The following is a 23,786-nucleotide window of genomic DNA, read 5'->3' on the forward strand; positions in this document are numbered from 1 at the left end:
TTTGAGTGGTAAATCTATCAGCCGATTCATCTAGCCTTCGCAGGTAATAGTTAGCTATATTAATCTGCAGGACAAAAAGTCCATTGGGTCAAAAAGTAGTAATAAATGTCGACGTGAGTCGACAACATCAGTTTCACCGGAAACGCTTTTATCGTTCTACATCAGTTCGGTATCACTGTCGACGTAATCGAGTCGGGATTTCTTCATACAGAGCGTCTATCCGTCTTTTTCTGCTGTTTTCCCATCTCTTTCTGACGTATCCGTTCTCGAGGTCCGTAATCTCTCGATTCTTCTCGAGTCGGTTTCTTCGAGGTCGGCTACGCTCCCCGCCGCGATCGCTGTCCAAAGCGAGAGATAGCGAAACTTCCGTTAATGGCCATTATACGGGCTAATTCGATCACTTTCGATCTCGAGGGAAACTACGAACGCACCCCCACACCGGGTTTCCGGTGAATCTCAACCCCCGTTTCAACTGGACCCCCTCCCCCCGTTTACCCCGTTTCACCGGAAACGTGGTGTGTGTGTGTTCAATTCTGACCTCTGACTCAGAACACATTATCCGACCGTCTTAGAGCCGTTCTTCCCAGCGAATTTTCCTTCGTGAGCGGTTTTCGGTCATCGAGTCCAAACAGTAAAGACATTTCACCGGAAACGTGGTGTTACCCATCATGTCGAGTTCCGGCGACGACCTGTTTACTCGCGACGACCCGATCTTCGAGAACAAGGAGCTACTCGAGATCAACCATCTTCCCGAAGAGGGACGGATCGTCGGCCGGGACGACGAGATCGCCGACCTGGCCAACGCGGTCAACCCGGCGATCTTCGGACAGAGCCCGAGCAATCTGTTGATCTACGGAAAGACTGGCACCGGGAAATCCCTCTGTGCGAAACACATCTCCGAACGGCTCGTTCGGGTCGCGAAAGAAGAGGGCGTCACCGCGGAGTTCGCCTACGTCGACTGTGCCCAAGACAGCACGGAGACACAGGCGGTCCAGACGATCGCCCACTCGTTGAACGATCCCGAACTGACCGACATCAAGATCCCAGACAAAGGATTGAGTACGTCGACGTACTACAAACGCCTCTGGACTGTCCTCGACTCTCAGTACGAGGTCGTTCTCATCATTCTCGACGAGGTCGACAAACTCGACGACGACGATATCCTGATGCAACTCTCGCGGGCCGGCGAAGCCGGAAAACTCGAGTCGTGCAAGATCGGTGTCATCGGAATCAGTAACAAGATCAAGTACAAGGATCGGATGGACGAGCGGGTCAAATCCAGCCTCTGTGAACGGGAGTTCGTTTTTCCGCCCTACGACGCAAACCAGTTGCGCGAGATCATGCAGGCTCGCAGCGACGCGTTCAAAGACGGCGTCCTCGAGCCGTCGGTCATTCCCCGAGCGGCGGCACTGGCGGCCAGGGAACACGGCGATGCACGGAAGGCGATCGACATTCTCCGTTATGCCGGCGAGATCGCTCAGTCGAACGGCAGCGAGACGGTCCGGGAAGAGTACGTCGTCCAGGCCCGCGAACGGGCCGAGACCGACCGGTTCCGGGAACTCATCCGTGGTTCGACACCCCATTCCCGGTACGTCCTCCAGGCGCTTGCGGTGCTCGCACTCAACACGCCCGACGAGGACGGGTTCCGGACCACCCGAATCTACGACGTCTACGAGGAAATCTGCCGACAGGAAGGTTCGGATACGCTTTCGCTCCGCCGCGTGCGGGACTTGTTGAAAGAACACGCGTTCCTCGATATCATCGAGCAATCCCGCCAGAGCGGCGGCAGCGCGGAGGGAAGCTATACCGAACACCAGTTGCTCGAGGATCCAGACGTCGTACGGAAGGTGCTCGTCGAGACCGACGAGACATAGTGGCTGTTCGATAGCGTGTGGTCTCGGTCAAGTATAGTAGCCACTGAAAGTCAATGCACACCCGATCGCACGACGGCTGTGCGATCGGTGTGTGAATCGTTTCAGTTGTTACTATAGAACGTGTTCCGTCGCCGGTTCCACCGGAAACCCGGTGTCCGGTCGTCTGCGACCCGATGTCTGTCTCACCGGAAATCCGGTGTTCGTTCCACCGGAAACCTGGTGTCTACCGTTACTGATGGTGTTTACTGCCGGTCTTCCACGTGCGTGGCGAATCGTTCAGCCGCTCGGCACCGGTTTCGGTGACGACGACGAGGTCTTCGATCCGGACGCCGAACCGTCCGTCGAGATAAATCCCTGGCTCGACGGAAAACACCATTCCCGGTTCGAGTTCGCGGTCGCTGTCTCCGACGATGTATGGCGGTTCGTGGACCTCGAGGCCGACCCCGTGGCCCGTTCGATGAACGAACGCGTCGCCGTATCCCGCCGCTTCGATGACGCTTCGCGCAGCGCGATCGATCGCGCCCGCGGTCGCCCCGGGCTCGACCGTCTCGACTGCAACTCGTTGGGCCTCGAGAACGGTGTCGTGTACGCGTTCGTACTCGTCCGGTGGCTCACCGATGACCATCGTTCGGGTCTGATCGCCGGGGTAGCGTCCCGTTCCACCGTCGAGATCGGCCGCCACGAACGCGCCGAAATCGAGCACGATCGGGTCTCCAGACTCGATCTTGCGGTCTCCGCTGTGATGGTGTGGGCGTGCGCCGTTCGGGCCCGACGCGACGATCGTCTCGAACGCCGACTCGCCGCCGCCTTCGGCTGTGAGCAGCCGGTCGATCTCGTCGGCCAGTTCTGCTTCGGTCGTTCCGACGAGGTCGGTCCCACGCGAGCGAATCTCGAGCGAGACGCGATCGGCGATCCGCCCGGCCCGCCGGAGCGCCTCGAGTTCGACGTCGTCTTTTCGAATCCGTAACTCCTCGAGGACGGTACTCGCGAGTCCGTACGTCGCGTCGGGCGCACACGCCCGGAGATCCTGACTGAATGTGGCCCACAGGCGATCGTCGACGAGAATCGTCAGCGACTCGGCCGCTGTCACGTCGCTTTCGGCCGTCCCGTCCGCCAAATGGTGTGTCCCGTCGGCTCGTGGGAGCAGTTCCGCGAGCACGTCGTCGACGAGTTCGACGGGGTCGTCCGCGTCGTCCCAGAGACGCACCTCCAGCGTGGGTTCGTCGATCGGAAGCGCTTCGAGCTGTTGGTCGTACATCGCCGGCGCGACGACGACGGGATCGCCGACCTGCGGCACGAACAGCAAGAGGTGTCGTTCGGACGGCGACTCCTCGAAACCGGTGAGATAGGTGAAGTTCGGACTCGGAAAACAGACGACCAGCGACGCATCGACGCGCTCGAGGCGGCGCCGGCAGGCCGCGATGCGGCGTTCGAAGACGGATGCCATCGGTAGTTCGTCGTTCGGCCGAGAGCGAAAAGAAGGTTGGTTCGCTCGGACGACCTCGAGGGGGAACGTCTCTGTCTCTCTTTCGACGTGTGGCCTCGTCAGTCCGATCGGCCTGACAGTCCGTCGGATTTCGTTCGTACTGGGACGGTATTAGATCCCATGCGGATGCAGGCCGCGAATCAACCCGCGATGAGGCTGTCACTTGCAGCGAATGCGATTTACTGACGAGCGGTTATCGTCGACGCATCCGAATAATCGACAGTTACGGGCCGACGGATACGGTCGTGGGACAGCCGACGAGGAGATCGGTGCCACGAGCTGTCCCGGCTCGTTGATCGTCGTCTCGAATCGACAGCCGTACCGCCACGAGTACGCGGAGGCGGCAGGCGAGTCCGACGACGAGACAGCGATGGGTGACGGCGACGAACCGATCGATAGCTCCGACGAGCGATCTATCACCGTCGACGAACCGACCGGCGGACTGACCGCCGGCCTCGATCCCGTCGTCCAGGCGACCGACGGAACCTGGATCGCCTGGGGCGACGGAGAAGCCGACTTCGCGGTCGCCGACGACCAAAACTGTGTGGCCGTCCCGCCCGACGAGGCGGCCTACACCCTCCAGCGGATCGACCTCTCGGAGGAAGCGGTCGAATCCTACTACTACGGGTTCAGTAACCGCGTGCTCTGGCCGCTGTGTCACGGCTTTACCGACCTCGTTTCGAACCGCTCGAACGATTTCGAGTGGTACCGGACGGTCAACGAGCGCTTCGCTGACGCGGTCGAAGCGCACGCGACGGCCGACTCGGTCGTCTGGCTCCAGGACTATCACTTCGCGCTCGCACCGCGGATGATCCGCGAGTCGGTACCGCCATCGACGACTGTCGCCCAGTTCTGGCACATCCCGTGGCCGACGGCACGGACGTTCCAGTACTGCCCGGCCGGTGGCGCGATCCTCGAGGGCCTACTCGGGAACGATCTGCTTGGCTTTCATATCGACCGGTACGTCGAGCAGTTCCTCGACTGTGTGAGCCGGTATCTCCCCGCTGCCAGCGTCGACCGAGAACGGCGGGTCGTCACCTACGAGGGAACGACGACGCGCATCGTCGCGACGCCGATGGGTATCGATGCGGCCTCCTACGACGCCGACGCGCGGTCGGAATCGGCCGGCTGCTCGTCGCTGTTCGACCGGTACGATATCGACGCCGGGAACGTCATCGGGCTCGGCGTCGACCGGCTCGATTACTCGAAAGGGATCCCGGAACGGCTGGCGGCGATCGAACGCTTCCTCGAGCGAAATCCCGGGTGGCACGGTGAGTTTACGTTCGTCCAGACGGCGACACCCTCGCGGACCGATATTGAGGCCTACCAGCGCCACGGCGACCTCGTCCGGAGCGAAGCGATACGGATCAACCGTCGGTTCGGGACCGACGACTGGAACCCGATCGTCTACACCGAGGATTATCTCTCGGATGCGGAGCTGTGTGGACTCTATCGCCGGGCGGACGTGATGGTCGTCAGTCCGCTGGTCGACGGCATGAACCTGGTCGCCCAGGAGTACGTCGCCTCGAGCGTCGACGGCGATGGGACGCTCGTCCTAAGCGAGGGAACCGGCGCCCACGAGACGCTGGGATCACACGCGCTCTCGATCGATCCGACCGACACGGAGGGATTCGCCATGCAACTCGAGGTGGCAACGTCGATGCCGTCCGCCGAACGTCAACACCGAATGCAGACGCTTCGCAACCGGGTCTTCGATCGCGACCTCGAGTGGTGGATGACCAGCCAGTTCGACTGGATCCGCCGCGTTCACAGCGAGAGACGGCAAGCGAGAGCGACTCGTGACGACGATCGGGATCCAAACACGGGTCAGCGGCTTCATCCTGCGTCGGAGCGGGACGTCGACCCCGATCTCCGGACGGAGTCGGAGGAGTCCGAATCGGACTCCGATCGCGACTCACACGAACGGACGTCGACGGTATAAGATGACGAGCGAGACTCCTCCCAGTCCGATCGACGAACAGCGGTCGCGAATCCGATCGCGTCTCGCCGAGGGCTCACGGCTGCTGTGCTGTCTTGACTTCGACGGGACACTCGCGCCGATCGTCGAGGATCCCGACGCGGCGGCGCCGACGGCCGCCAACGAGGCGGCAGTAGCGACGCTTTCAGCCGAGCCAGCGGTGATGACGGCGATCGTCAGCGGTCGTGCGCTGTCCGACGTTCGCGATCGCATCGACGGGCCGAGCACGTACGCCGGCAATCACGGGCTCGAACTCCAGCGCGATGGGTCGGTCGCCGTCCACCCGGTCGCCAGAAAGCGAGCGGCGCACGTCCGTGCGGTGTGTGCAACTCTCGAGCGAGTGTTGAACCCCGTTCCAAACGCCCGGGTCGAGAACAAGCGCTTGACGGGGACGGTCCACTTCAGGACCGTTCCCTCGGCTGCACGCCCGCTCGTCCGCCGACGGACACACGCGATCGTCGACCGATTCGGCGGCGACGGACTCGAGGTGTCGTCCGGAAAGTGTATCCTCGAGATCGAGCCGTCGATCTCGTGGGGGAAAGGGAATGCGGTCGAACTGATCACGGCGGAGATGCCCGACGAAACGATTCCGATCTACATCGGCGACGACGTGACTGACGAGTCGGCGTTTCAGGTCGTCGAACCCGACGGGTTCGGAATCCGTGTCGGCGGTGATGACCCGTCCGCGGCCTCCTGTCGTCTCGATTCGCCGAAGGAGGTCGCGTCGTTTCTCGAGTGGCTCGGTACGACTGGCGTCGATATGCTCGAGTGAGACGGCCTCTGTCGTCGACTTCGTCGACGAGTCAACCCAGCGTTTCGAGCGGCGGAAACGTCGCGAACTACGTTCGGTCTCGAGTCTGTGGCGTCTCCGGTTCGGGGCCGCCGAACTGCTTCGGGGGCGATGTCCGTTTCGTCGTCCGCCGCAACCGACCTCGCTGAAACGATTTTCTACTCGATATCTAGCTCATCCTACGAATTCGACAAATGTCGGTATCGAGACGCTAACTCCGATTCCGTCGTCCGAGCGATCGATTACTAATTTCTACAGTATATTTCTGACTTTCATTACTATCTATGAGGGAACCGATAAAGCCGGAACTATTAGTTACCACTGGAAATATAGTGCCTACTGAGAGTGAACGATAGTGAAGCTCCGCCAACCTACTGATTTCCTGATCCTCGAGGCGCTCGACGAGAAGGGGCGAAACGTCGCGACGAATCTCGCCGAACACACCGGGAAGAGCCGCAAGAACATCAACACCCGACTCCCAGTACTGGATGATTACGGACTCGTTCGGAAGATCGGGCCTGCCGAGCGATCCGGTCTGTACGAGATTACCCCCGAGGGGAAAGCCGCGATCGTGTACCGCGACCAGTACGACGAGGTTGACGATTTCGAATCGCTTATTGAAGGGCCCAGTGCGGAGATAAACGGGGATGGCGACGCACAGGCCAGTTTCGTTCGCGGCGAAGACGAAACCGACGACGACGAGTAGTCCGACCGAGGGAAAACGTCGCCGTTGACCGCTCCGGCAGTCACCGTCGGCGGTCGCTCGCTGGGGCTAGTATCCGAGTTCCTCGATTACAACGTGACCATCTATCCACCGAGAGCCAGCCGCCACTATCGAGGGAATCGACGGGTTTTTCGAGTCCGCTACTCCGGCCTCGAGTCGCCGGGAACTGGCCGCCGCGTGTCGACGACACGGGTGCCGCGATCGTCGATCCGGAGCTCTGCCCAGGCGGGCAGGTCGTCGGTCGGCCACAGCAGTAGCAGACGTCCGTCGTCCGTTTCGATTAGCCGCCGATCCGGGTTTCGCTGCCGAAGACACGGCGTCCAGCGACCGGTTCGGAGGTTTCTGTCGACCTGACAGTCACTGTAGTATCGACCGTTCGACCCTTCGTAGAGGCGATCGATCGGTGTGTCTGGAATCACGCTTGCTGCGCCCCCGTCGTATGACCCGCGGTGGCCGTCACCGGGAGTCCCGTCGTACCCATTTCGTTCGGACGACGTCGTGGCTCCTGCATCGAGGCTTGGGTTCACATGGATGATTTTTAAAATACAATGACTATCACGATCCTCCGACTGTCGTGGGGCGACGAATACCGAAACCGATTCGGTCGACGTTACGTCGAATCGGCCACCAGTCACTGGACGCTTGTTCGCTGCCTACGAACGCGGGGTTATCCAACCCATACCGGTCAGTGAAGGCGCCGATTCACCTGTCTAACCGAGGGTGGAGTGGGGGAGCCGTTCGCTCGAGCCGTGGCTCGGGACCGAGTCGACTGGTAGTTCGGTCAGTGGTCCGGCTCCAACACACCGGATTTCCGGTGAACGGACGGTCTAGTGGCGGTCCAAGCCTGAACTGATGGGTCGAATCCTGCGGTGTCGTCCGATTCGACCCATCAGTCGACGGTTGGAACGGTACTAGTCCGATCAAACGGCCGGCTGTATCTGCTTCAGGAGCGACTGCAGAACGGCTCACGGTCGTGTGGGCACACCGGTCCAGGACCAGGGTCAGGGGGATCGATACGGATCGGTGTCGGTCTCATACGGACTGCTGTACCGATTTACCGGCGCAACCGCAGCCCGGGTCGCGGTTGCGCCGGTAACGACTTACAGTAGTCCGTCTCAGTCTGCGTCCGTTCCGTCGCCGAGCTCGAAGAACTCACAGAGTACCGTTTTCAGTCCCTTGCGAAGGTGTTGGTGCATCGTCGGTGGTGAGACACCCATGGTTTCGGCGATCTCCTCACCGGTGCTCTCGCGTGGCCATTCGAAGAACCCGCTGTAGTAGGCGAGTCGCAACGTCGTGAGCTGTCTATCGGTCAACTGATCGAGGATCCGGTTTCGTCGATCGGCCGCCGTTCGGACCGGCCGGTCGATCTCACGGCGGGCGACGAGTTCGGTGTTCTCGTAGATGACCGTCAGTGCGTCGGCGATCTCTCTGACGTTTGCGTCCTGTGAGACCTCGATCAGACAGGTCCCGACGCCGTCCGTGACGGTGACGTCCCGAACTGTCGCCCCGTGGTTCGCAAGCGTCCGGACGCCCGATTCGGCCAGTCGCATCTCGATCGTACAGCTGTCGCCGCTGTCGTGGATGACCCGACACTCTTCGATCGAGGAATGGTCGGTGGCCTCCTCGAGGACGGTCTCGCCGTCGAGCCCCTCGACTCTGACGTACTGGACGGTCCGCCCTTTCGCTGTCGTCCCGGCCCACTCCAGTGAGATCGTACAGTCGTATTTCTCCGAGAGGTCGAACGAGAACGTCTCGCCGCCGTCGATGCGGAACTCGAGTTCGACGACGGTGTCGGCAAACAGCAGCTGTCGGCTTTTTACAGCCATGATCGTAAAGCCGATCGTCTCACCGAGCAGATTGAACCCGGCCTCTTCGCTGTCGCTGACGGCGTCTTCGGTGCTTGCGAGGACGGTCACTGCTCCGTAGACTGATTTCCCGTGGGTGATCGGGACGGCGACCGCCGACTGGACGTCGTTCTCGCGTGCGGCCGCACGCAGTTGTGCCGGACATTGGTCGCTCTCGGGAACCGCCGTCTCCATCTGGATTTCGCCCGTCCGGACGGCCCGGTGGGCGAGCAACTCGTCTTCGTCGATCCGTTCCGCGACACACTCGAGATACGTCTCCGACTCGCCGGCACCGGTGCGGTACGCGAGCGTTCCTTCACCCGTTCGTTCGCCGATCCACGCACCACAGTACAGTTTCGAATCGACTAACTGTTCACAGACCTCTTGCTCGATGACGTCACGGGACGGTGCCTCGACCAGGGTTTCGATCACTTGCCCGACGACGGCGCTGATCCGGTTGAGCGTCTCGAGTTGGTTCTGTCGCGATCGAAGCTCCCGTTCGCGTCTCGCTCGCTCAGTGATGTCCCTGGCAAGCCAGACGACGGCTCGTTGTCCGTCGATCCGTTCGTCGATCGGGACCACTCGAGCCTCGAAGCGCCGTTGCCCTTCGGTCGTCTCTGCGGTGTACTCGATCGACTGGACCTCTTCGGTCCGAAGCGTCCGATCGATACACGCCTGTAACTCGGCGGCGACGTCGTCCGGGAACACCTCTTCGATCCGTTTTCCCGGCAGTTCGTCGGGCGACGCGGTGTAGAGTTCACCGCTCTCGGGCCGGACGTTCGCCTCGTAGTAGGTCCCGTCTGCACCGATGACGAACGCCTCGTCGGGTAACTCGCTCGCGATGATTCGCTGATAATCGTCGTCCGCTGTCACCGAATCGCCAGTTTTCGTTGTCTCATTTTCCGAGCCGGATGCGATTACGCCTGCGTCTACCGACCCGACTTCGGTGTCGGTATTCGTATCGATGGTCTCGACGATCCGCTCGATGCGGTCCCCGTCCGTGTCCGGCGAGACGTACTCGTCGGCGTTTCCCCGTACTGCCGCCGCGGCGATCGTCTCACTTCCCGTTGGCGGAGCGACGATCGTCGGCGTGGTCGGTACGGTGTCCTCGAGTCGCTCGAGGACGTCCGTCGTTCGGTCCGGCTCTTCGAGTTCGAGGACGATGCCGCTAGGACTGGAGTTCCGTCCGTCGCGAGCGCCGCTTTGCAGAACGCCTTCGGATTCTTCCTCGAGCGTGGCGGGTGAGACCGAACGGATGTCGAACGGCGTCGCATCACGAAGGTGCGCTCGCAGCGAACTCGATTCGACCGCCGTGATGAGAACGATCGGCCCGGAACTGGTCTGAGTGGACATACGATAGCGAGGACGACGCTGGACTGTTCGACCGCGTCTCTTTGAGGGAACATCCTGTCGGAAGAAAAGCGTACTGGTAGCGTTGCAGGTCTTGCTGGCACGTCACTGGATCGTCCGATTCGAACTGACACTTACGACAATGTTTACACATTGTACACAGTGTGGACTGTGTAATCGGCTGTAGTGCAGTCGAAGCTACCGGACGAACTGTCGGAGAAGTGAGTACGACGTCCGTACTTGCTTTCGGCTGTGCTTACAGTGGAGCAAGGCGAAAGCCCACCCGCTTTAGCGGTGGGATGAAGCCGACACAGGATTTACTAATCACCCACTGACTGCTGAGTGGATATTCACTGAGAAATACAACTCTTCACAAGAATCGTCGTACACGACCCAGGTATGGCGGATCGGGTCGTGACGCGCACCTTCAAAGCGAGCATCCGCAATCAGACACAGGTGCGTCCCGATCTCGATTCGCTCGCGTTTGCTGCCTCCAAGCTCTGGAATGTTGGACGCTGGCACATTCAACGCATCTGGGATGCAATCGGTCATATCCCAAATCACAACGAGCTCACATCGTACCTCAAACGCCACGAACGCTACAGGGATCTGCATTCGCAATCCAGTCAGCGAGTTCTCCAAGAGCTCGCTGAAGCGTTCAACGGCTGGTACGCCAGCGACGATCCAGATGATAACCCGCCGGGTTATCGCAAACGAGGCGACGAACATCCGCGGTCCACGGTCACATTCAAGCAGAAGGGCTTCAAACTCGACGCTGAACACGGTTACGTCCGCCTCAGCAAAGGCCGGAATCTCAAAGAACATCGGAGCGATTTCGTTCTGTGTTCGTACGAAACACGGCCGGACGTTGATCTTGCAGAGGTGGGAAGCGTTCAGCAGGTCAGAGCCGTCTGGAACGGCGATGACTGGGAACTCCACTTCGTCTGCAATGTCGAAATCGAACACTCAGACGCCCCGGGAGAGAAGACAGCTGGCATCGATCTCGGCATCAGCAACGTGGCTGCCGTGTCGATCGGTGATGAAACGTTGCTCTACCCGGGGAACGCTGTGAAAGAGGATGTCCACTACTTCCGTCACGTCGAATACGGCACGGAAGGTGATAATGGCCCATCGAAGAAAGCTGAGTGGGCGCGCCAGAAGAAGGATCGGCGTCGGAAGCATTCGCTTCACGCGTTGACGCGAGACATCGTCGAGCAATGTGCCGATCACGATATTGGTGAAATCGCTGTCGGGCACCCGAAAGACATCCGTGATGATGCTGAGTGGGGTCGCCACGGGAACAAGAAAATCCACGACTGGCCGTTCGACACGATCATCGACATGATCGAGTACAAAGCCGCGGAACGCGGGATCAGCGTCCAGCGGGTTGATGAAGCTGGGCTCCGAACGTCGAAGACATGCTGTGCATGCGGAACGAAAGCCTCACCAAACCGTGTGGAACGCGGGTTGTACGTCTGTGGTGAGTGCGGGTTGGTGGCGAACGCGGATCTGAACGCCGCGGAAAACATGCGAGCGACGGTAACTCCGAATCCTGAAGAGGATAGGAGTAACGGCTGTTTGGCGCAGCCAGCAGTCCGCCTGTTCGACAAACACACCGGCGTAGTAGCCGGCCGAGAACAGGTCGCTGACTGCAAACCATAATATCCCAACGCCCGGGAATCCTACGGCTTCAGCCGGAGGAGGGCGTCAAAGTTCGCCCTGTTCTTTCAGGTCTTCGATGATGTCGTCGACGAACGTCTCGGGGTCGTCGTACGGGAAGTCCCCGCTCGAGGTCTTCGTGTTCAGTTCCATGGCGGTCATCGAGAAGTCACCGGACTCGAACTTCGTGCCAGGTCCGTCGGGGAGTGCCGGAACGAGGTCCATCGGACTCGAGATCGGATAGTCTGCGCCTTCGAACGCGTCGATCATCTGCTCGCGGATTTCGTCTTCGTCTGCCATAGCGCTCTCCAATTACAGCCGATAAATAATAAATTTGCAGGTAGTTGCTACCTGCGATGCTTCCGCTCGAGCGTTCGTTCCGACGGCGCTTGACTCCCGCCGTCGGTCCGGTTCCCGCTGGTATCGACTCCCTTGCCTTCGACCGCGAACGACCGGTCTCTCGGTGCCGAAACTGTATCCCGAGAAACAGTTCTTCGAAACAATAATGAGTCCGTAGCGAAGACGTTGTGAGTATGGCCAAAGATACCGTCAGGTACCCCGACGAGGTCGTCGATGCGATCGACGAACTGGTCGACGACGGTATGTTCGAGAGCAAATCCGAGTTCTATCGCTTCTCCGCGGAGTACGTCCTTACGCTGATCAGAGACGATCACGAGGTGGAGACGTTCAACTTCGACGAGATCAAATCGGAACTCGATATCACCGAAGAAGATCACGCGAAGGCCCTGGGTACCGACGGTGGAACTTTTTTCCTCGATGCCGTGATCACGGTCCGGAAACACGGCCTCCGTGGCGATTACGAGGCCGCGGAACGATACATCGATACCCACTACGAGTCGACCGATCAGGAGTGTATCATCCTCGAGGAACTGCTCGGCACGTATCGGTCCGATCCGAACTGAGTTCTCACAGTCGGTCTCATACGGACTGCTGTCCGGCAGTCTGACGACAGGAGACCGTATCAGTGCTCGTTCGTTCGTTCGTCGAACGGATCGCCCAGCGCCTCGAGATCGACGTGTTCGCGAACGAGCGTTGCGGCGCGATCGTACGGCGTCGCTTCGACCCCGTCGCTCGCGTCGGCTCCATTGGGCCCGACGGGCCACTCGAGCCCTGCCTCGTCGGCGACGGCCTCGAGAAACGCCGCTCGGACCGACTCGTTGTCGAACAGACCGTGAAGATAGGTCCCCAACACGCCGTCGTACGCTGCACTCGAGTCGCCCAGTGGCCGACGGACGTCCTCGAGGGCACGCGTTCGGCCGGCGTGGATCTCGTAGCCCGACGCCGTTCCGTCGGCGCCCTCGAGCAGCGGTGTCGCCGAGCCGTCGACGGGAACTGTCGTCTGCTCGAGTCGCTTGGATTCTGCAAACCGAGTCTCGACGGGAAGCAGCCCGAGTCCCTCGACGACGTCGTCCGTGCCGGTGCCCTCGAGCGTGGCGTTCGTGATCCGTTCGCCGAGGAGTTGATAGCCGCCACAGACGCCGACGATCGGACCGTCGAACGCTTCGAGCGCCTCGGCGAAGCCGGCCTCCCGAAGTGCCAGCAGGTCGTCGACCGTGTTCTTCGTTCCCGGGAGCACGACCGCGTCGGCGTCGACGTCCTCGAGGGCCTCGCGAGCCGACGGCCCGCCCTCGGCTGTTGGCCCGCCTTCGACTGGCACGAACGCGACCGAGACGCCGGGTTCGGCCGCCAGCGCCTCGAGGTCCGTTGCGTTCGAGATCCGCGGCAGCCGGGGAACCGCGATCGTAAGCCGTCGCTCGTCGGGGACGCCATCGTCCCCGCCCAGTACGCCTCGCTCGCCCGTTCCGGGGAGACCGACGCTGTCCTCCTCGGGGAGGCCGGGGTCGTCGTAGGGGAGTACGCCGAGGATCGGTACGCCGGTCTTCGATTCGATCTCCTCGATGCCGGGCTCGAGCAACGTCGGATCGCCCCGGAACTTCGTGATGATTGCGCCGACGACGCGCTCGCGAAGCGAGTCGGGGAGCAGTTCGATCGTCCCATAGAGGCTAGCGAAGGCACCGCCGCGTTCGATATCGACCAACAGGAGGATATCGGCGTCGGCGAACGCGGCGGTCTCGACGTTCGCGAGGTCGCGGTCGTGGAGGTTGATCTCGCCGATGCTGCCGGCACCTTCTGCGATCACGACGTCGTGTTCGGCCGCGAGCCGGCGGTAGGACTGCTCGGCCGCGACGCGGGCCTCCTCCCAGTACTCCTCGTAGTAGGTGCCGGCCGGAACGTGGTCGTGGGCCCGTCCCTGGACGACGAGCTGGCTTTCCCCGTCGCCGCGGGGTTTGAGCAACACGGGGTTGCAGTCGGTCGTGGGCGTGGTCCGGGCCGCTCGAGCCTGGACGAACTGCGAGACGCCGATTTCGCCCCACTGATCGGCGTCTCTCCCCGTTCCATCCCCGTCGGCGCCAGCGGCCGCAGCCTCGGCTCGTACGACGACGCGAGCGTTGTTACTCATGTTCTGTCCCTTGAACGGGGCGACCGAAACGCCCCGGTCGGCGAGGTGCCGGCAGAGGCCGGCCGCGACCGTCGACTTGCCGACGTGACTCGCAGTTCCGGCGACGAGAATCGTCCGTGTCATCCGCGTGCGACTTACTCGCAGGGGCTGTGATATCGTCCTATCGGTTCGTCGCGGCGTCGGCGCTATCTGGCTCCGGTGGCTCTCCGTTCTCGAACGCGACCTCCTCACCGGAGTGGGGCTCGATGTGGCTCAGGATCTCGTGGGGGACGTAGCCGATGTTGTACCCTTCTTCGTTGTGGAGGACGACGCCGTGTTCGTACTCGCGAAAGTCGAAGCAGTTGATCTCCTCGTAGGCGTTGCCTGGTTTGAAGACGACCTTCATGCCCGACGAATCAACGGATTGGCTGGTCCCACTGTGCCTTGCAGGCGAAAGTCCCTTTCCGGACACAGATCGATCGCGTTGGGTTTGTGTGGGCTGTTGGTCGAGTGACAGGCCACTTACGAGACTGACTGACTGCTGTCCGACAGTATCAGCGTCGTTCCCCGTTCGCTCGGTACCGCTTCTCCCAGCGCGGTCCCGCGCGACTCGAGAGAACGACCCCGGCCGTACCGAATCCGACTCCGGCGAGCCCCACCGCCAGCGCGACGGTCCCGGTCGGTGGAACCACGACGAAGCCGGCGACGAGCGTCGGCACGAGCGCGACGGCGACGCCGAGGGTAAACAGCGAGAACCGAACGGCGTCGAAGAGGAACTCGTTGGGATCGAAGCCGGCGATGTAAACGGTCAGCCCGTAGTAATATAGCGCGTAGCCTGCAAGCAATACGGCGCCGACGACCGCGTCGACGAGCGTCGTCTCGAACCAGACGACGGCCGCCAGATACGGTACCGCGACCGTCGGTGCGCCCACGAGGACGAACGCGATCCGTTTTGTGCGGAACACGTCGTCGATCGAGACTGGGTACGCGAGGTAGTCCTCGAGCGAGTCGAACTGGGTCAGCCAGTTGTAGGTCGTAAACGCCGTCAGTCCGAGCACGCCACCGAAGAAGATCCCCGGCGCAGGCGCGATACCGGTGATCGAGTCGACGACGCCGACGAGTGCGGCGATCAGCGCCAGCAGGATTGTGGCGGAGACGAACGGCTTGGCGACTCCGCCCGACGATCGCGCGAGATCGAGCAGCGTCTTCGAGACCAGCGCGCTGTCGGGGCCAAGCGGTAGCGTCTCGCTGAGGCGTGCGAATCGGTCGCCTGCGGTCCGCGACGGACGTCCGTAGGTGGGGTCGTACACCGCAAGCGAGACGACACCCACGAGGACGGTCCCGACTGCCAGCCCGACCGTACCAAGCAGCGACCCCTCGAGCGGGACGAAAAGCGTCCAGCCGTCTCGAAGGGAGTCCGTCAACCATAGCCCAACGATACCGGCACCCACCACGCCGGCGATCGCCCACGTCGGTGTGCCCCGCGTTCGGACCGCGATCGCCGCGACGGTGAGGGCCATCCCGGCCGCGAACGAAAGCGTCAACGAGAGCCACAGCGCCCCGACAGCGACCGGTGCCGTGGTCGACGCACCGACCAGTACCGCGTTCGACAGCGCCATCGGCAGGACGAACGCGACCGCGTAAAACAGCGCGTCCTTGATGAGGAAGACGCCCAGCAGCCGTGTTCGGGACAGCGGCAGCGTCGTCGACGTCGAGAGAAGGAGAGAGAGCCGCCCGAACACGTTTTCGAGCATATCCGATCCCGCGAAGCCGGCCGTCCCGCTGTAGAGCCCGAAACCAAGCGCGAGGGTGTGCAGTCCCGCGAGGATCGTTCCTTCGGCGGTGCCGGTCTCGAGCAGCGCGACCGTCGCGCTCACGGCCAACGCAGCGATGACGACCGGAAAGAGCGCGAAGCGCCAGCCACCGAACAGCCGCGTGTGCAGTCGCCACTCTTCGCGCAGGAGGACGGCCAACAGCCGCCACGTCGTCGCGGTCCGTGATCCGATCGCCCCGGTCATCGGTTCGACGCTCCGAGCTGTCCGAGCGATGGCGTGTCCCGGACGTCTGCACGTTCGACTCGCTCTACGAACACCTTGAGCAGCGATTCCTCGGCTCGCGTACCGTCCCCGTTTACGGTCCGTTCGGTCACGATGTGACCGTCGGCGACGATCCCGACGCGGGTACAGATCTCCTCGGCGACGTCGATGTTGTGCGTCGAGACGAAGACCGCGTTGTCACCGGCCGCATAGGAGACGAGATACCGTTTGACCTGTTCCTGGACGAGCGGGTCGAGGTTCGCCAGTGGCTCGTCGATGAAGACCACGTCGGGTTCGTGGAGGAAGGCCTGGGTGATCATCACCTTCTGTTGTTGTCCCCGCGAGAGATCCGTATGGAGCGTCTCGAGTTTGCTCTCGAAGCCGAGACGCTCGGCCCAGACCGCCGTCCGCTCGTTCACTCGTTCGGACTCGAGGTCCCGTATCTCGCCCACGAACTCGAGGTACTCCCGCGGCGTCAGGAAACTCGGTGGTGACTGTTGCTCCGGGAGGATACCGACCCGCCGTCGCGTCTCGAGGGGTTCGGTCGTCGGATCGGTCTCGAGAACGCGAATCGAACCCGCGTCGGGCCGTATCTGGCCGGTGAGCATCCGTATCGTGGACGTCTTGCCCGCGCCGTTCGGTCCGAGAAAGCCGTACAGCTCACCCCGTTCGACGGCGAAGCTCATTTCGTTTACAGCGGTGACATTTCCGTAGGATTTCCGCACGCCGTCGACCTGAATCACACCCATCGGATAGCCGACTGTTCGGCGTGGCTGATAATAGTTTTGCGGGCCCGGACGCGACTGCGCTCGACGGCGCGTATCGTCCGTCTCAGAACTCCGTCCCGCGTCGCGCGCGCTGGCCGTCGTCGATCGGATGGGCGACTTTGCGGACGTTCGTGATCAGATCGGCCCGCTCCTCGAGGTAGTCCGGTTCGGTGTGGCTCCCCGCCAACACGAGTTCCAGACGCTCTGGCTTCGCGTCGAGCAGGTCGTGGACGTCGTCTTCACTGATCAGATCACGATCCGCGGCGTAGAGCACTTCGTCGAGGATCAGCATGTGCATCCCGTCGTCGGGCGGCGCCTCGAGGTCGATCGGTTCGTCGAGGTCGGCCGCGGCGGCCGCCTCGAGCAACTCGTGGGCACGCTCGAGACCGGCCTGTGCTTCCGCCTCGTGGTCGGCCTCGTCGCTGCCGTCGGCCATCCCGTGCCAGCCGTAGTGACCGAGATTTTCGTAGCTCATGCCGGGCAGCGCTTCGATCGCGTTGTACTCGCCGCGGACGGCCTCGACGCTCGAGGCACCGCCTTTCATGAACTGGAGCATGTGTACGCGAAAGCCATGGCCCGCCGCGCGCATTCCCATGCCGAGCGTGGCCGTCGTCTTTCCTTTCCCGTCACCCCACCAGACCTGTACGAGGCCGAACTCCTCGGGTGCCGATGGCTCGATCCGTTCGGGTTCGGGCGTTCGGCCCTGGCCCGGCGTGTTCTCGACCGTCGAGTTGGCTGCTCGATCGTCGCTCATACGGGACGCGTCGGGCCGATCCTATATGTAACTGCCCTCATCGACCGGTCTCGCATCGATCCGACCGATGGCAGCCGGACCAAACGTGTCATTAGGCTTCGCTTCCAACCTGTTGGCAATATATGTCACTCGAGTTCTCGTCGTCCGGCGATACGCCCGATTTCGAGCACGTCATCGGTGCTCTGGACGATGCCGACTGTCGGGAGATCATCGCGGTACTCGAGGAGCCAAAGACCGTACCCGACATCGCGGAGGCGGCGGATCTCCCGCTTTCGACGACCTACCGCAAACTCGACCGGCTGACCGAGGCCGGACTGGTCAGCGAAACCGTCGGCGTTCGCCAGGGCCGCCACCACAAATCACGGTACGTGACGACGTTCGACCGGATCGGGATCGATCTCGACGACGGGCGTGAGCTTCGGGTCGACGTCGACTACTCACAGGCTCGATCCCTCGGCATCTGGTCGGAACTGTCCCGGGAGTTCTGATACTGTCGGCTAAACCGAACGGTTCGTGCTCTGGTTTTTTCACGCTGTACAACGGACGTCAAAGGGATGACGGATCGAATTCTCGTCCCGTTCGATGGCTCGCCCCTGTCACGAGAGGCACTCGAAACGGCCCTGGCGGAGTATCCGGACGGTGAAATTACCGCACTCCACGTTATCGACCCGTTTGAACCGGGATACAGCGTCTACGACGTCCCGTACGACGTCGAAAGCGAGCCGGTTCACGGCTCCGAGGAGTGGTACGACCGTGCCGACGACCTCTCTGAGGATCTCCTCGAGGAAGCTCAAGACGCCGCCGATGAATACGAACAAGAGGCCGATCTCACGCTCGAGACGACCGTCGGGGAACCAGGTCGAGAGATCGTGTCGTATGCGACCGACAACGACGTCGACCAGATCATTATGGGAAGTCACAGCCGCGACGAGGACGCCCGTATTCTCTTAGGAAGCGTAACGGAATCGGTCGTGTTCCGGGCGCCGATGCGAGTCAGTCTCGTCCGATAGTTCGGCTCGGGAGGCGGACACGCGGTCTCATACGGACCGCTGACAGCTGCTGTCGGCGCGACCGCGACCCGGGCTGCGGTTGCGCCGGTAAATCGTTACAGCAATCCGTATCAGCCCTCGAGTTTCCCGTTGAGGACTTTCGCGGCCGTGAGGACTGGATCCCAGACGGGGCTAAACGGCGGCGCGTACGCCAGGTCGAGTTCCTGGAGTTCCGGAACGGTGAGCTCCGAAGACAACGCCGTCGCGATCGTGTCGATCCGTTTTGTGCCCTCGTGGCCGACGATGCTGGCACCGAGGACGCGCTCGCTCTCTCGGTCGGCGACCAGCGTCACGGTGAGTTCAGTCGCCCCGGGGTAGTAGTGTGGCCGCGTCGGCGCTTCGATAGTGACGGAGACGGGATCGAAGCCGGCCTCGCGCGCTCGCTCGGGATCGATCACGCCCGTTCTGGCTGCACCCAGTTCGAAGGCCTTGACGATGGCCGTCCCGGCCGTGGGGCCGGTCGGCGTGGGATCGCCCGTTACCGTGCTTCCGATCGCCCGTCCGGCGCGGTTGGCGGTCAGCGCCAGCGGAACGTGGTCGGGCTCGCCGGTCACGACGTTCGTCGCCTCGGCGCAGTCGCCCGCCGCGTAGACGTCGTCGTAGTTCGTTCGCCCGTACTCGTCGGTCGCGATCGCGTCCGTCGGCCCGAGTTCGATCCCTGCCTCCGCGGCGAGGGAGACGTTTGGCGCGACGCCGACGCCGACGACGACGAGATCGGCAGCGACCGAACTGTCCTCGAGTGCGACCGTCTCGACGACCTCGTCGCCGTCGAACCCCTGTACGGCCGTCTCGAGATGGAGATCGACGCCCTGTTCGCGGAGGTGATCCTCGACGACCCGTGCGGTCTCCTCGCCGAAGGGCTGGAGCGTCTGTGGCAGCATCTCGAAAATCGAGACGTCGATCCCGCGTTCAGTGAGTGCCTCGGCCATCTCGACGCCGACGTAGCCGCCGCCGACGATCGCAGCGGTTTCGGGGCCGCGATCGTCGACGTAGTCCTCGATCGCGTCCGCTTCGTTCATGCTGCGGAGCGTGAACACGCCCTCGAGGTCGAACCCGTCGAAGGGGGGTTCGATGGCTCGAGCACCGGTGGCGATCAGGAGGTCGCCGTACGGCTGTTCGAATCGCTCGCCGTCGGTCTCGACGGTGACCGTCTTCGCCTCCGGGTCGATCGCGACGACCTCGTGGCCCGTTCGGAGGTCGACGTCACGCTCCTCGCGGAACTCCTCGGGCGTCACGGCGACCAGATCCTCGAGGTCGTCGACCTCTCCCTTGATGTAGTAGGGCATTCCACAGGCCGCATAGGAGACCCACTCGCCTTTCTCGAAGACGATCACGTCCCGGTCGGGGGCCTCGCGTTTTGCCTTGCTCGCGGCGCTCATTCCAGCAGCGTCGCCACCGACGATGACGAACGGTTCTGTCATAGGGGACGCTACGGCGACGATCCAATAAAGTATGCTTCATAATCCCCAATACTGAGAATTATCGAGCGAATAGACGAACGCCAGGCTACGTGAAGTGATTGTCGTCGAGAAAACCGGATCGCGTTACTCGAGTTCGACCGGGTCGACATCCTCCGCGTCGGCGACCGTCTCGAGGACGCGCAGACTCGGCTTCGTGGGTGCGTCGACGGTCGCAGTTCGTCCCCCAAGTTCGGTCACGTTAGACGAGCAGCTGAATGTCCGATTCGGCCATGTGTTGAATCGCCGTGGCCGCGCCGACGCCGGTGGTGACACCGTCGTAGAAGTCGTCCTCGTCGTAGTCCATCAGTTCGATCGTCATCTGACAGGCCTGCAGGTCGACGCCGCTGTCGAGCGAGAGGTCGATCAACTCCTCGATGGTGGCGGTCCCGTTCTCGTCGATCTTCTTTTCCATCATCTTCGTCGCCATCCGATCCATGCCGGGCAGCGCAGCGAGGGCGTTTGGCATCGGCATGTTCGGGTTGCCGACGGCGCTCAGCTTGAGGTTCTTCGATTTCTCCTCGTGGAGGATGTCGAGTCCCCAGAAGGTATGGAAGACGACGACGTCCCAGCCGAAGGCGGCAGCCGTGCTCCCGAGGATCAGGGGCGGGTACGCCATGTCGAAACTGCCCTGGGTGGCGATGATGGTCATCTTCTTCTCATCGTCGCCCTCGTCGATCTCGGCGATCGACTCCTCGAGTTCCTCGACGCGCTCGCGCAGTGCCTGCATGTCGGCGGCGTCGAACTCGGGATCTCCGTCTTCGACCGACGCAGTTGGATTGTCCGTACTCATACTCTCTGTTATTCCGTCTTCTTCACGTAGTGGGTGTAGCGGTCGCCGTCCTCGACCTGGTCGAGGAGTTCGACCCCGTCGGTCCCGTCGGCCCAGCCCTGAATGTCACTCATGCTACCCGAGTCCGTCGCGACGACCTCCAGGACGTCGCCGGCCTCGAGGTCGTCGATGGCCTGTTTGGTCTTGACGATGGGCATTGGGCAGGACTGTCCTTTCACGTCGAGCGTCTCCGTGGTATCGTATTCCGAACTCATGATCGATCTCTGTGCTCTGTATTGGAGCTATCACACAATATCGGCCCTATCCATAAAAGGATATCGGTTATTGTGGAGCATACGAATATCCATCAATCGATGGAGCTCCGTATATACACCGATAACAGCGTATACGCGCGTTTAATGGGTCTTTACGCTCCCTTTCCCGTCTGCTATATTGTGCAATAGGGGAAATACCATGCAAACTCTTAAGTGCGAGTAGCCGCTACTGAGGAATGTACAACATGGACGACATGGACTTTCCAACTCCGGACGTCGAGATCGAATCGGTGACGCCGGACGAGCTGAAGGGGCGTATCGACGCGGATGAGGAGGTGACCCTCCTCGACGCGCGCATGGAGTCGGACTACGAGGAGTGGCGTATCGACGGTGAGAACGTCGAGTCGGTTAATGTGCCGTATTTCGAGTTCCTCGAGGATGAGATCGACGACGACGTTCTTGCACGGATTCCCGACGACCGTGAGGTCACGGTCCTCTGTGCGAAAGGCGGTGCCAGCGAGTTCGTCGCCGGCGCGCTCAAAGAGCGCGGCTACGACGTGAACCACCTCGAGGACGGCATGAACGGCTGGGCGCGTATCTACGAGCGCGTCGAGGTCGAGCGCTACGACGGCGCCGGGACGCTCTACCAGTACCAGCGGCCCTCGAGTGGCTGTCTCGGCTATTTCGTCGTCGACGACGGTGAGGCGGCCGTCATCGATCCACTGCGTGCGTTTACGGATCGCTACCTCAACGATGCCGAGGAACTCGGCGTCGAGCTGACGTACGCGATCGATACGCACATCCACGCGGACCACATCTCGGGCGTTCGCGCGCTCGACGCCGTTGGCGTCGAGGGTGTTATCCCCGAGGCGTCGGTCGACCGCGGCGTGACCTACGCCGACGAGATGACCCTGGCCGAGGACGGCGACGAGTTCCAGGTCGGGTCGGCCACTATCGAGACGGTCTACACGCCCGGCCACACCTCCGGGATGACCTCGTACCTGATCGACGACTCGCTGCTCGCGACGGGTGACGGCCTGTTCGTCGAGAGCGTCGCCCGCCCCGACTTAGAAGAGGGCGACGACGGCGCTCCCGAAGCCGCCGCACAGCTCTACGAATCGCTCCAGGAGCGTGTACTGACTCTGCCAGAGGACACCCTCATCGGTGGCGCCCACTTCAGCGACGCCGCCGAACCTGCCGCCGACGGCACCTACACGGCACCGATCGGCCAGCTCGTCGAGAAGATGGACGCGCTGACGATGGACGAAGACGAGTTCGTCGAGCTGATCCTCTCGGATATGCCGCCCCGTCCGGCCAACTACGAGGATATCATCCCGACGAACCTCGGCCAACAGGAGGCCGACGACGAGGAGGCGTTCGAACTCGAGCTCGGCCCGAACAACTGCGCCGCCAGCCAGGACTCCCTGGCCGGTGACTAACTCCACTCCCTCCGTCGAATGGTAACTGAACTCTTCGCTCCTGCGCTGTACGAGTCCCTGTTTCCGGTGGGGATCAGCCGATACGCCGTCGGGGGTCTGCTCGTCGGCCTCGGTGCCGCCGTCATCTATCTTGGCACCGCCATTCCGGCCGGCGCGAGCACGTTCCTCGAGTCGACGCTGTCGTACGTCTCGGACCAGTCGCGGTTCCAGCAGTACCGCGCGTCGCGGGACTGGCGGGTCGTCTTCACGCTCGGCATCGTCGCCGGTGCGTTCGTCTACGCACTGACCTTCCAGTCCGGACTCGTCTCGAGCGGTCTCTACGCGTCCGGGACGACCGGAGAACTGTACGAGGTCGGCGGCCTCACGCTCTGGCTGACCGACGTCCAGCCGTGGCGGCTGTTCCTCGGCGGGATCCTCGTCGGAATCGGCACCCGAATCGGAAAGGGCTGTACGTCGGGCCACGGCGTCTGTGGTGTCGGCTCGGCCTCGAAAACGTCGATCGTCGGCGTCATCACGTTCCTGATCGTGGCGATCGGGACGGCCCAGGTCGTCATGGCACTGGGGGTGAATCCATAATATGAGTCAAAACCGACATCCGCTGTTCATGCCGCTGATCTTCGTTGGCGGCCTGATCTTCGGCTTCGGCCTTGGCTTTAGCCACATGGCTCGTCCCGAAGTCGTCCTGAACTTCCTCCAGTTCGAGGACCTCGGGCTGTTGTTCGTCATGTTCGGTGCAGCGATCGTTACTGGCATCGCCTTCACGGTGCTGCCGCGACTGCGCGATCGCGCGCCGCTGACCGGCGACACCTACGGCCGGCGGCTGAAGCCCTTCGACCGCAACGTCCTGATCGGCGGTGCGATCTTCGGCGTCGGCTGGGGCCTCTCGGGGATCTGTCCCGGTGCGGCCTACGCCAGCCTCGGCGTCGGCAACGTCACGATCCTGTGGGCACTCGCCGGCATGTTCGTCGGCGCCTACATCCAGGGGTACTGGCGCAGCCAGCAGGCCGCCTCCGACACGACGCCCGCTGGCGCCGACTGATTCCCGTTCGAAATCGTTTTCTCTAACTGTAC

23 protein-coding genes are annotated in these 23,786 nt (G+C 62.2%); 11 read left to right on the forward strand and 12 right to left on the reverse strand.

Going from position 1 to position 23,786, the window contains the following annotated elements:
- Positions 1–668 precede the first annotated feature (668 nt).
- Positions 669–1,874, forward strand: coding sequence for an orc1/cdc6 family replication initiation protein (locus RBH26_RS16460; protein ID WP_306759471.1), 1,206 nt, complete (start codon positions 669–671; stop codon positions 1,872–1,874).
- Positions 1,875–2,103: 229 nt separating this feature from the next.
- Here RBH26_RS16460 and RBH26_RS16465 read toward each other — a convergent pair whose 3' ends face one another.
- Positions 2,104–3,321 carry a Xaa-Pro peptidase family protein gene (locus RBH26_RS16465; RefSeq protein WP_306759472.1) on the reverse strand — a complete coding sequence of 406 codons (1,218 nt, stop codon included), beginning with the start codon at positions 3,319–3,321 and terminating at the stop codon, positions 2,104–2,106.
- 211 nt (positions 3,322–3,532) lie between these two features.
- On the opposite strand from RBH26_RS16465, the gene RBH26_RS16470 reads away from it, so the two are divergent.
- The 3 genes from RBH26_RS16470 to RBH26_RS16480 all read left to right on the forward strand — a co-directional run bounded on the left by RBH26_RS16470 (position 3,533) and on the right by RBH26_RS16480 (position 6,834).
- Positions 3,533–5,302 (forward strand): trehalose-6-phosphate synthase, encoded by a 1,770-nt coding sequence (locus RBH26_RS16470; RefSeq protein WP_306759473.1) that lies wholly within the window; start codon positions 3,533–3,535, stop codon positions 5,300–5,302.
- 1 nt (position 5,303) lies between these two features.
- Positions 5,304–6,110 (forward strand): trehalose-phosphatase, encoded by an 807-nt coding sequence (otsB, locus tag RBH26_RS16475; protein WP_306759474.1) that lies wholly within the window; start codon positions 5,304–5,306, stop codon positions 6,108–6,110.
- Between the two features lie 373 nt (positions 6,111–6,483).
- Positions 6,484–6,834 (forward strand): winged helix-turn-helix domain-containing protein, encoded by a 351-nt coding sequence (locus RBH26_RS16480; protein WP_306759475.1) that lies wholly within the window; start codon positions 6,484–6,486, stop codon positions 6,832–6,834.
- A gap of 158 nt (positions 6,835–6,992) precedes the next feature.
- On the opposite strand, the gene RBH26_RS16485 is transcribed toward RBH26_RS16480, so the two are convergent.
- Both RBH26_RS16485 and RBH26_RS16490 read right to left on the reverse strand, forming a co-directional pair.
- Positions 6,993–7,379 carry a hypothetical protein gene (locus RBH26_RS16485; protein ID WP_306759476.1) on the reverse strand — a complete coding sequence of 129 codons (387 nt, stop codon included), beginning with the start codon at positions 7,377–7,379 and terminating at the stop codon, positions 6,993–6,995.
- A gap of 588 nt (positions 7,380–7,967) precedes the next feature.
- On the reverse strand, positions 7,968–10,049 hold the full coding sequence (locus RBH26_RS16490) for a bacterio-opsin activator domain-containing protein (RefSeq protein WP_306759477.1): 2,082 nt from the start codon (positions 10,047–10,049) through the stop codon (positions 7,968–7,970).
- A gap of 396 nt (positions 10,050–10,445) precedes the next feature.
- Between RBH26_RS16490 and RBH26_RS16495 the strand changes: the two genes are divergently transcribed.
- Positions 10,446–11,708, forward strand: coding sequence for a transposase (locus tag RBH26_RS16495; protein ID WP_306759478.1), 1,263 nt, complete (start codon positions 10,446–10,448; stop codon positions 11,706–11,708).
- A gap of 45 nt (positions 11,709–11,753) precedes the next feature.
- Here the strand turns inward: RBH26_RS16495 and RBH26_RS16500 are convergent, their stop codons facing one another.
- Positions 11,754–12,005 (reverse strand): MTH865 family protein, encoded by a 252-nt coding sequence (locus RBH26_RS16500; protein WP_306759479.1) that lies wholly within the window; start codon positions 12,003–12,005, stop codon positions 11,754–11,756.
- Between the two features lie 233 nt (positions 12,006–12,238).
- Here RBH26_RS16500 and RBH26_RS16505 point away from each other — a divergent pair, with 233 nt between their 5' ends.
- Positions 12,239–12,628 carry a CopG family transcriptional regulator gene (locus RBH26_RS16505; protein ID WP_306759480.1) on the forward strand — a complete coding sequence of 130 codons (390 nt, stop codon included), beginning with the start codon at positions 12,239–12,241 and terminating at the stop codon, positions 12,626–12,628.
- Between the two features lie 59 nt (positions 12,629–12,687).
- Here RBH26_RS16505 and RBH26_RS16510 read toward each other — a convergent pair whose 3' ends face one another.
- From RBH26_RS16510 to RBH26_RS16530, 5 genes are all read right to left on the reverse strand, one after another.
- On the reverse strand, positions 12,688–14,310 hold the full coding sequence (locus tag RBH26_RS16510) for a cobyric acid synthase (protein WP_306759481.1): 1,623 nt from the start codon (positions 14,308–14,310) through the stop codon (positions 12,688–12,690).
- Between the two features lie 37 nt (positions 14,311–14,347).
- Positions 14,348–14,572 carry a hypothetical protein gene (locus RBH26_RS16515; protein ID WP_306759482.1) on the reverse strand — a complete coding sequence of 75 codons (225 nt, stop codon included), beginning with the start codon at positions 14,570–14,572 and terminating at the stop codon, positions 14,348–14,350.
- Positions 14,573–14,720: 148 nt separating this feature from the next.
- Positions 14,721–16,184 carry a hypothetical protein gene (locus RBH26_RS16520; protein ID WP_306759483.1) on the reverse strand — a complete coding sequence of 488 codons (1,464 nt, stop codon included), beginning with the start codon at positions 16,182–16,184 and terminating at the stop codon, positions 14,721–14,723.
- A complete protein-coding gene (locus RBH26_RS16525; RefSeq protein ID WP_306759484.1) occupies positions 16,181–16,951 on the reverse strand; it encodes an ABC transporter ATP-binding protein in 771 nt (256 codons plus the stop codon). Before RBH26_RS16525 ends, RBH26_RS16520 begins: the two co-directional genes overlap by 4 nt.
- Positions 16,952–17,033: 82 nt before the next feature.
- The gene (locus RBH26_RS16530; protein ID WP_306759485.1) at positions 17,034–17,723 is read right to left on the reverse strand and encodes a cob(I)yrinic acid a,c-diamide adenosyltransferase; all 690 of its coding nucleotides are present in this window, start codon (positions 17,721–17,723) and stop codon (positions 17,034–17,036) included.
- Between the two features lie 122 nt (positions 17,724–17,845).
- Between RBH26_RS16530 and RBH26_RS16535 the strand changes: the two genes are divergently transcribed.
- Together RBH26_RS16535 and RBH26_RS16540 are read left to right on the forward strand one after the other, a co-directional pair.
- Positions 17,846–18,211 (forward strand): helix-turn-helix domain-containing protein, encoded by a 366-nt coding sequence (locus RBH26_RS16535; protein WP_306759486.1) that lies wholly within the window; start codon positions 17,846–17,848, stop codon positions 18,209–18,211.
- A gap of 66 nt (positions 18,212–18,277) precedes the next feature.
- Positions 18,278–18,733 carry a universal stress protein gene (locus tag RBH26_RS16540; protein ID WP_306759487.1) on the forward strand — a complete coding sequence of 152 codons (456 nt, stop codon included), beginning with the start codon at positions 18,278–18,280 and terminating at the stop codon, positions 18,731–18,733.
- Positions 18,734–18,843: 110 nt separating this feature from the next.
- Here the strand turns inward: RBH26_RS16540 and RBH26_RS16545 are convergent, their stop codons facing one another.
- The 3 genes from RBH26_RS16545 to RBH26_RS16555 form a co-directional block, all read right to left on the reverse strand.
- A complete protein-coding gene (locus tag RBH26_RS16545; RefSeq protein WP_306759488.1) occupies positions 18,844–20,193 on the reverse strand; it encodes an FAD-dependent oxidoreductase in 1,350 nt (449 codons plus the stop codon).
- A gap of 238 nt (positions 20,194–20,431) precedes the next feature.
- Entirely contained in the window at positions 20,432–21,022 is a 591-nt protein-coding gene (locus RBH26_RS16550) for a DsrE/DsrF/DrsH-like family protein (protein ID WP_306759489.1), read from the reverse strand.
- Between the two features lie 8 nt (positions 21,023–21,030).
- Positions 21,031–21,276, reverse strand: coding sequence for a sulfurtransferase TusA family protein (locus RBH26_RS16555; RefSeq protein WP_306759490.1), 246 nt, complete (start codon positions 21,274–21,276; stop codon positions 21,031–21,033).
- A gap of 245 nt (positions 21,277–21,521) precedes the next feature.
- On the opposite strand from RBH26_RS16555, the gene RBH26_RS16560 reads away from it, so the two are divergent.
- The 3 genes from RBH26_RS16560 to RBH26_RS16570 are packed head-to-tail and all read left to right on the forward strand — an operon-like array spanning position 21,522 to position 23,754.
- Complete coding sequence (locus RBH26_RS16560) at positions 21,522–22,715, forward strand: MBL fold metallo-hydrolase (RefSeq protein ID WP_306759491.1); 1,194 nt, start codon at positions 21,522–21,524, stop codon at positions 22,713–22,715.
- An 18-nt stretch (positions 22,716–22,733) separates the two neighbouring features.
- Positions 22,734–23,291: a YeeE/YedE family protein gene (locus RBH26_RS16565; RefSeq protein WP_306759492.1), complete on the forward strand. Its 558-nt coding sequence runs from the start codon at positions 22,734–22,736 to the stop codon at positions 23,289–23,291.
- Between the two features lies 1 nt (position 23,292).
- The gene (locus RBH26_RS16570) at positions 23,293–23,754 is read left to right on the forward strand and encodes a YeeE/YedE family protein (protein ID WP_306759493.1); all 462 of its coding nucleotides are present in this window, start codon (positions 23,293–23,295) and stop codon (positions 23,752–23,754) included.
- Positions 23,755–23,786 lie beyond the last annotated feature (32 nt).

It is taken from the genome of Natronolimnohabitans sp. A-GB9, from assembly GCF_030848565.1.
Classification (GTDB): domain Archaea; phylum Halobacteriota; class Halobacteria; order Halobacteriales; family Natrialbaceae; genus Natronolimnohabitans.

Coding starts and splice junctions, on each gene's coding strand:
- RBH26_RS16460 (WP_306759471.1), top strand. CDS start 669: ATGTCGAGTTCCGGCGACGACCTGTTTACTCGCGACGACCCGATCTTC.
- RBH26_RS16465 (WP_306759472.1), bottom strand. CDS start 3,321: ATGGCATCCGTCTTCGAACGCCGCATCGCGGCCTGCCGGCGCCGCCTC.
- RBH26_RS16470 (WP_306759473.1), top strand. CDS start 3,533: ATGCGATTTACTGACGAGCGGTTATCGTCGACGCATCCGAATAATCGA.
- otsB (WP_306759474.1), top strand. CDS start 5,304: ATGACGAGCGAGACTCCTCCCAGTCCGATCGACGAACAGCGGTCGCGA.
- RBH26_RS16490 (WP_306759477.1), bottom strand. CDS start 10,049: ATGTCCACTCAGACCAGTTCCGGGCCGATCGTTCTCATCACGGCGGTC.
- RBH26_RS16495 (WP_306759478.1), top strand. CDS start 10,446: ATGGCGGATCGGGTCGTGACGCGCACCTTCAAAGCGAGCATCCGCAAT.
- RBH26_RS16500 (WP_306759479.1), bottom strand. CDS start 12,005: ATGGCAGACGAAGACGAAATCCGCGAGCAGATGATCGACGCGTTCGAA.
- RBH26_RS16505 (WP_306759480.1), top strand. CDS start 12,239: ATGGCCAAAGATACCGTCAGGTACCCCGACGAGGTCGTCGATGCGATC.
- RBH26_RS16510 (WP_306759481.1), bottom strand. CDS start 14,310: ATGACACGGACGATTCTCGTCGCCGGAACTGCGAGTCACGTCGGCAAG.
- RBH26_RS16515 (WP_306759482.1), bottom strand. CDS start 14,572: ATGAAGGTCGTCTTCAAACCAGGCAACGCCTACGAGGAGATCAACTGC.
- RBH26_RS16520 (WP_306759483.1), bottom strand. CDS start 16,184: ATGACCGGGGCGATCGGATCACGGACCGCGACGACGTGGCGGCTGTTG.
- RBH26_RS16525 (WP_306759484.1), bottom strand. CDS start 16,951: ATGGGTGTGATTCAGGTCGACGGCGTGCGGAAATCCTACGGAAATGTC.
- RBH26_RS16530 (WP_306759485.1), bottom strand. CDS start 17,723: ATGAGCGACGATCGAGCAGCCAACTCGACGGTCGAGAACACGCCGGGC.
- RBH26_RS16535 (WP_306759486.1), top strand. CDS start 17,846: ATGTCACTCGAGTTCTCGTCGTCCGGCGATACGCCCGATTTCGAGCAC.
- RBH26_RS16540 (WP_306759487.1), top strand. CDS start 18,278: ATGACGGATCGAATTCTCGTCCCGTTCGATGGCTCGCCCCTGTCACGA.
- RBH26_RS16545 (WP_306759488.1), bottom strand. CDS start 20,193: ATGACAGAACCGTTCGTCATCGTCGGTGGCGACGCTGCTGGAATGAGC.
- RBH26_RS16550 (WP_306759489.1), bottom strand. CDS start 21,022: ATGAGTACGGACAATCCAACTGCGTCGGTCGAAGACGGAGATCCCGAG.
- RBH26_RS16555 (WP_306759490.1), bottom strand. CDS start 21,276: ATGAGTTCGGAATACGATACCACGGAGACGCTCGACGTGAAAGGACAG.
- RBH26_RS16560 (WP_306759491.1), top strand. CDS start 21,522: ATGGACGACATGGACTTTCCAACTCCGGACGTCGAGATCGAATCGGTG.
- RBH26_RS16565 (WP_306759492.1), top strand. CDS start 22,734: ATGGTAACTGAACTCTTCGCTCCTGCGCTGTACGAGTCCCTGTTTCCG.
- RBH26_RS16570 (WP_306759493.1), top strand. CDS start 23,293: ATGAGTCAAAACCGACATCCGCTGTTCATGCCGCTGATCTTCGTTGGC.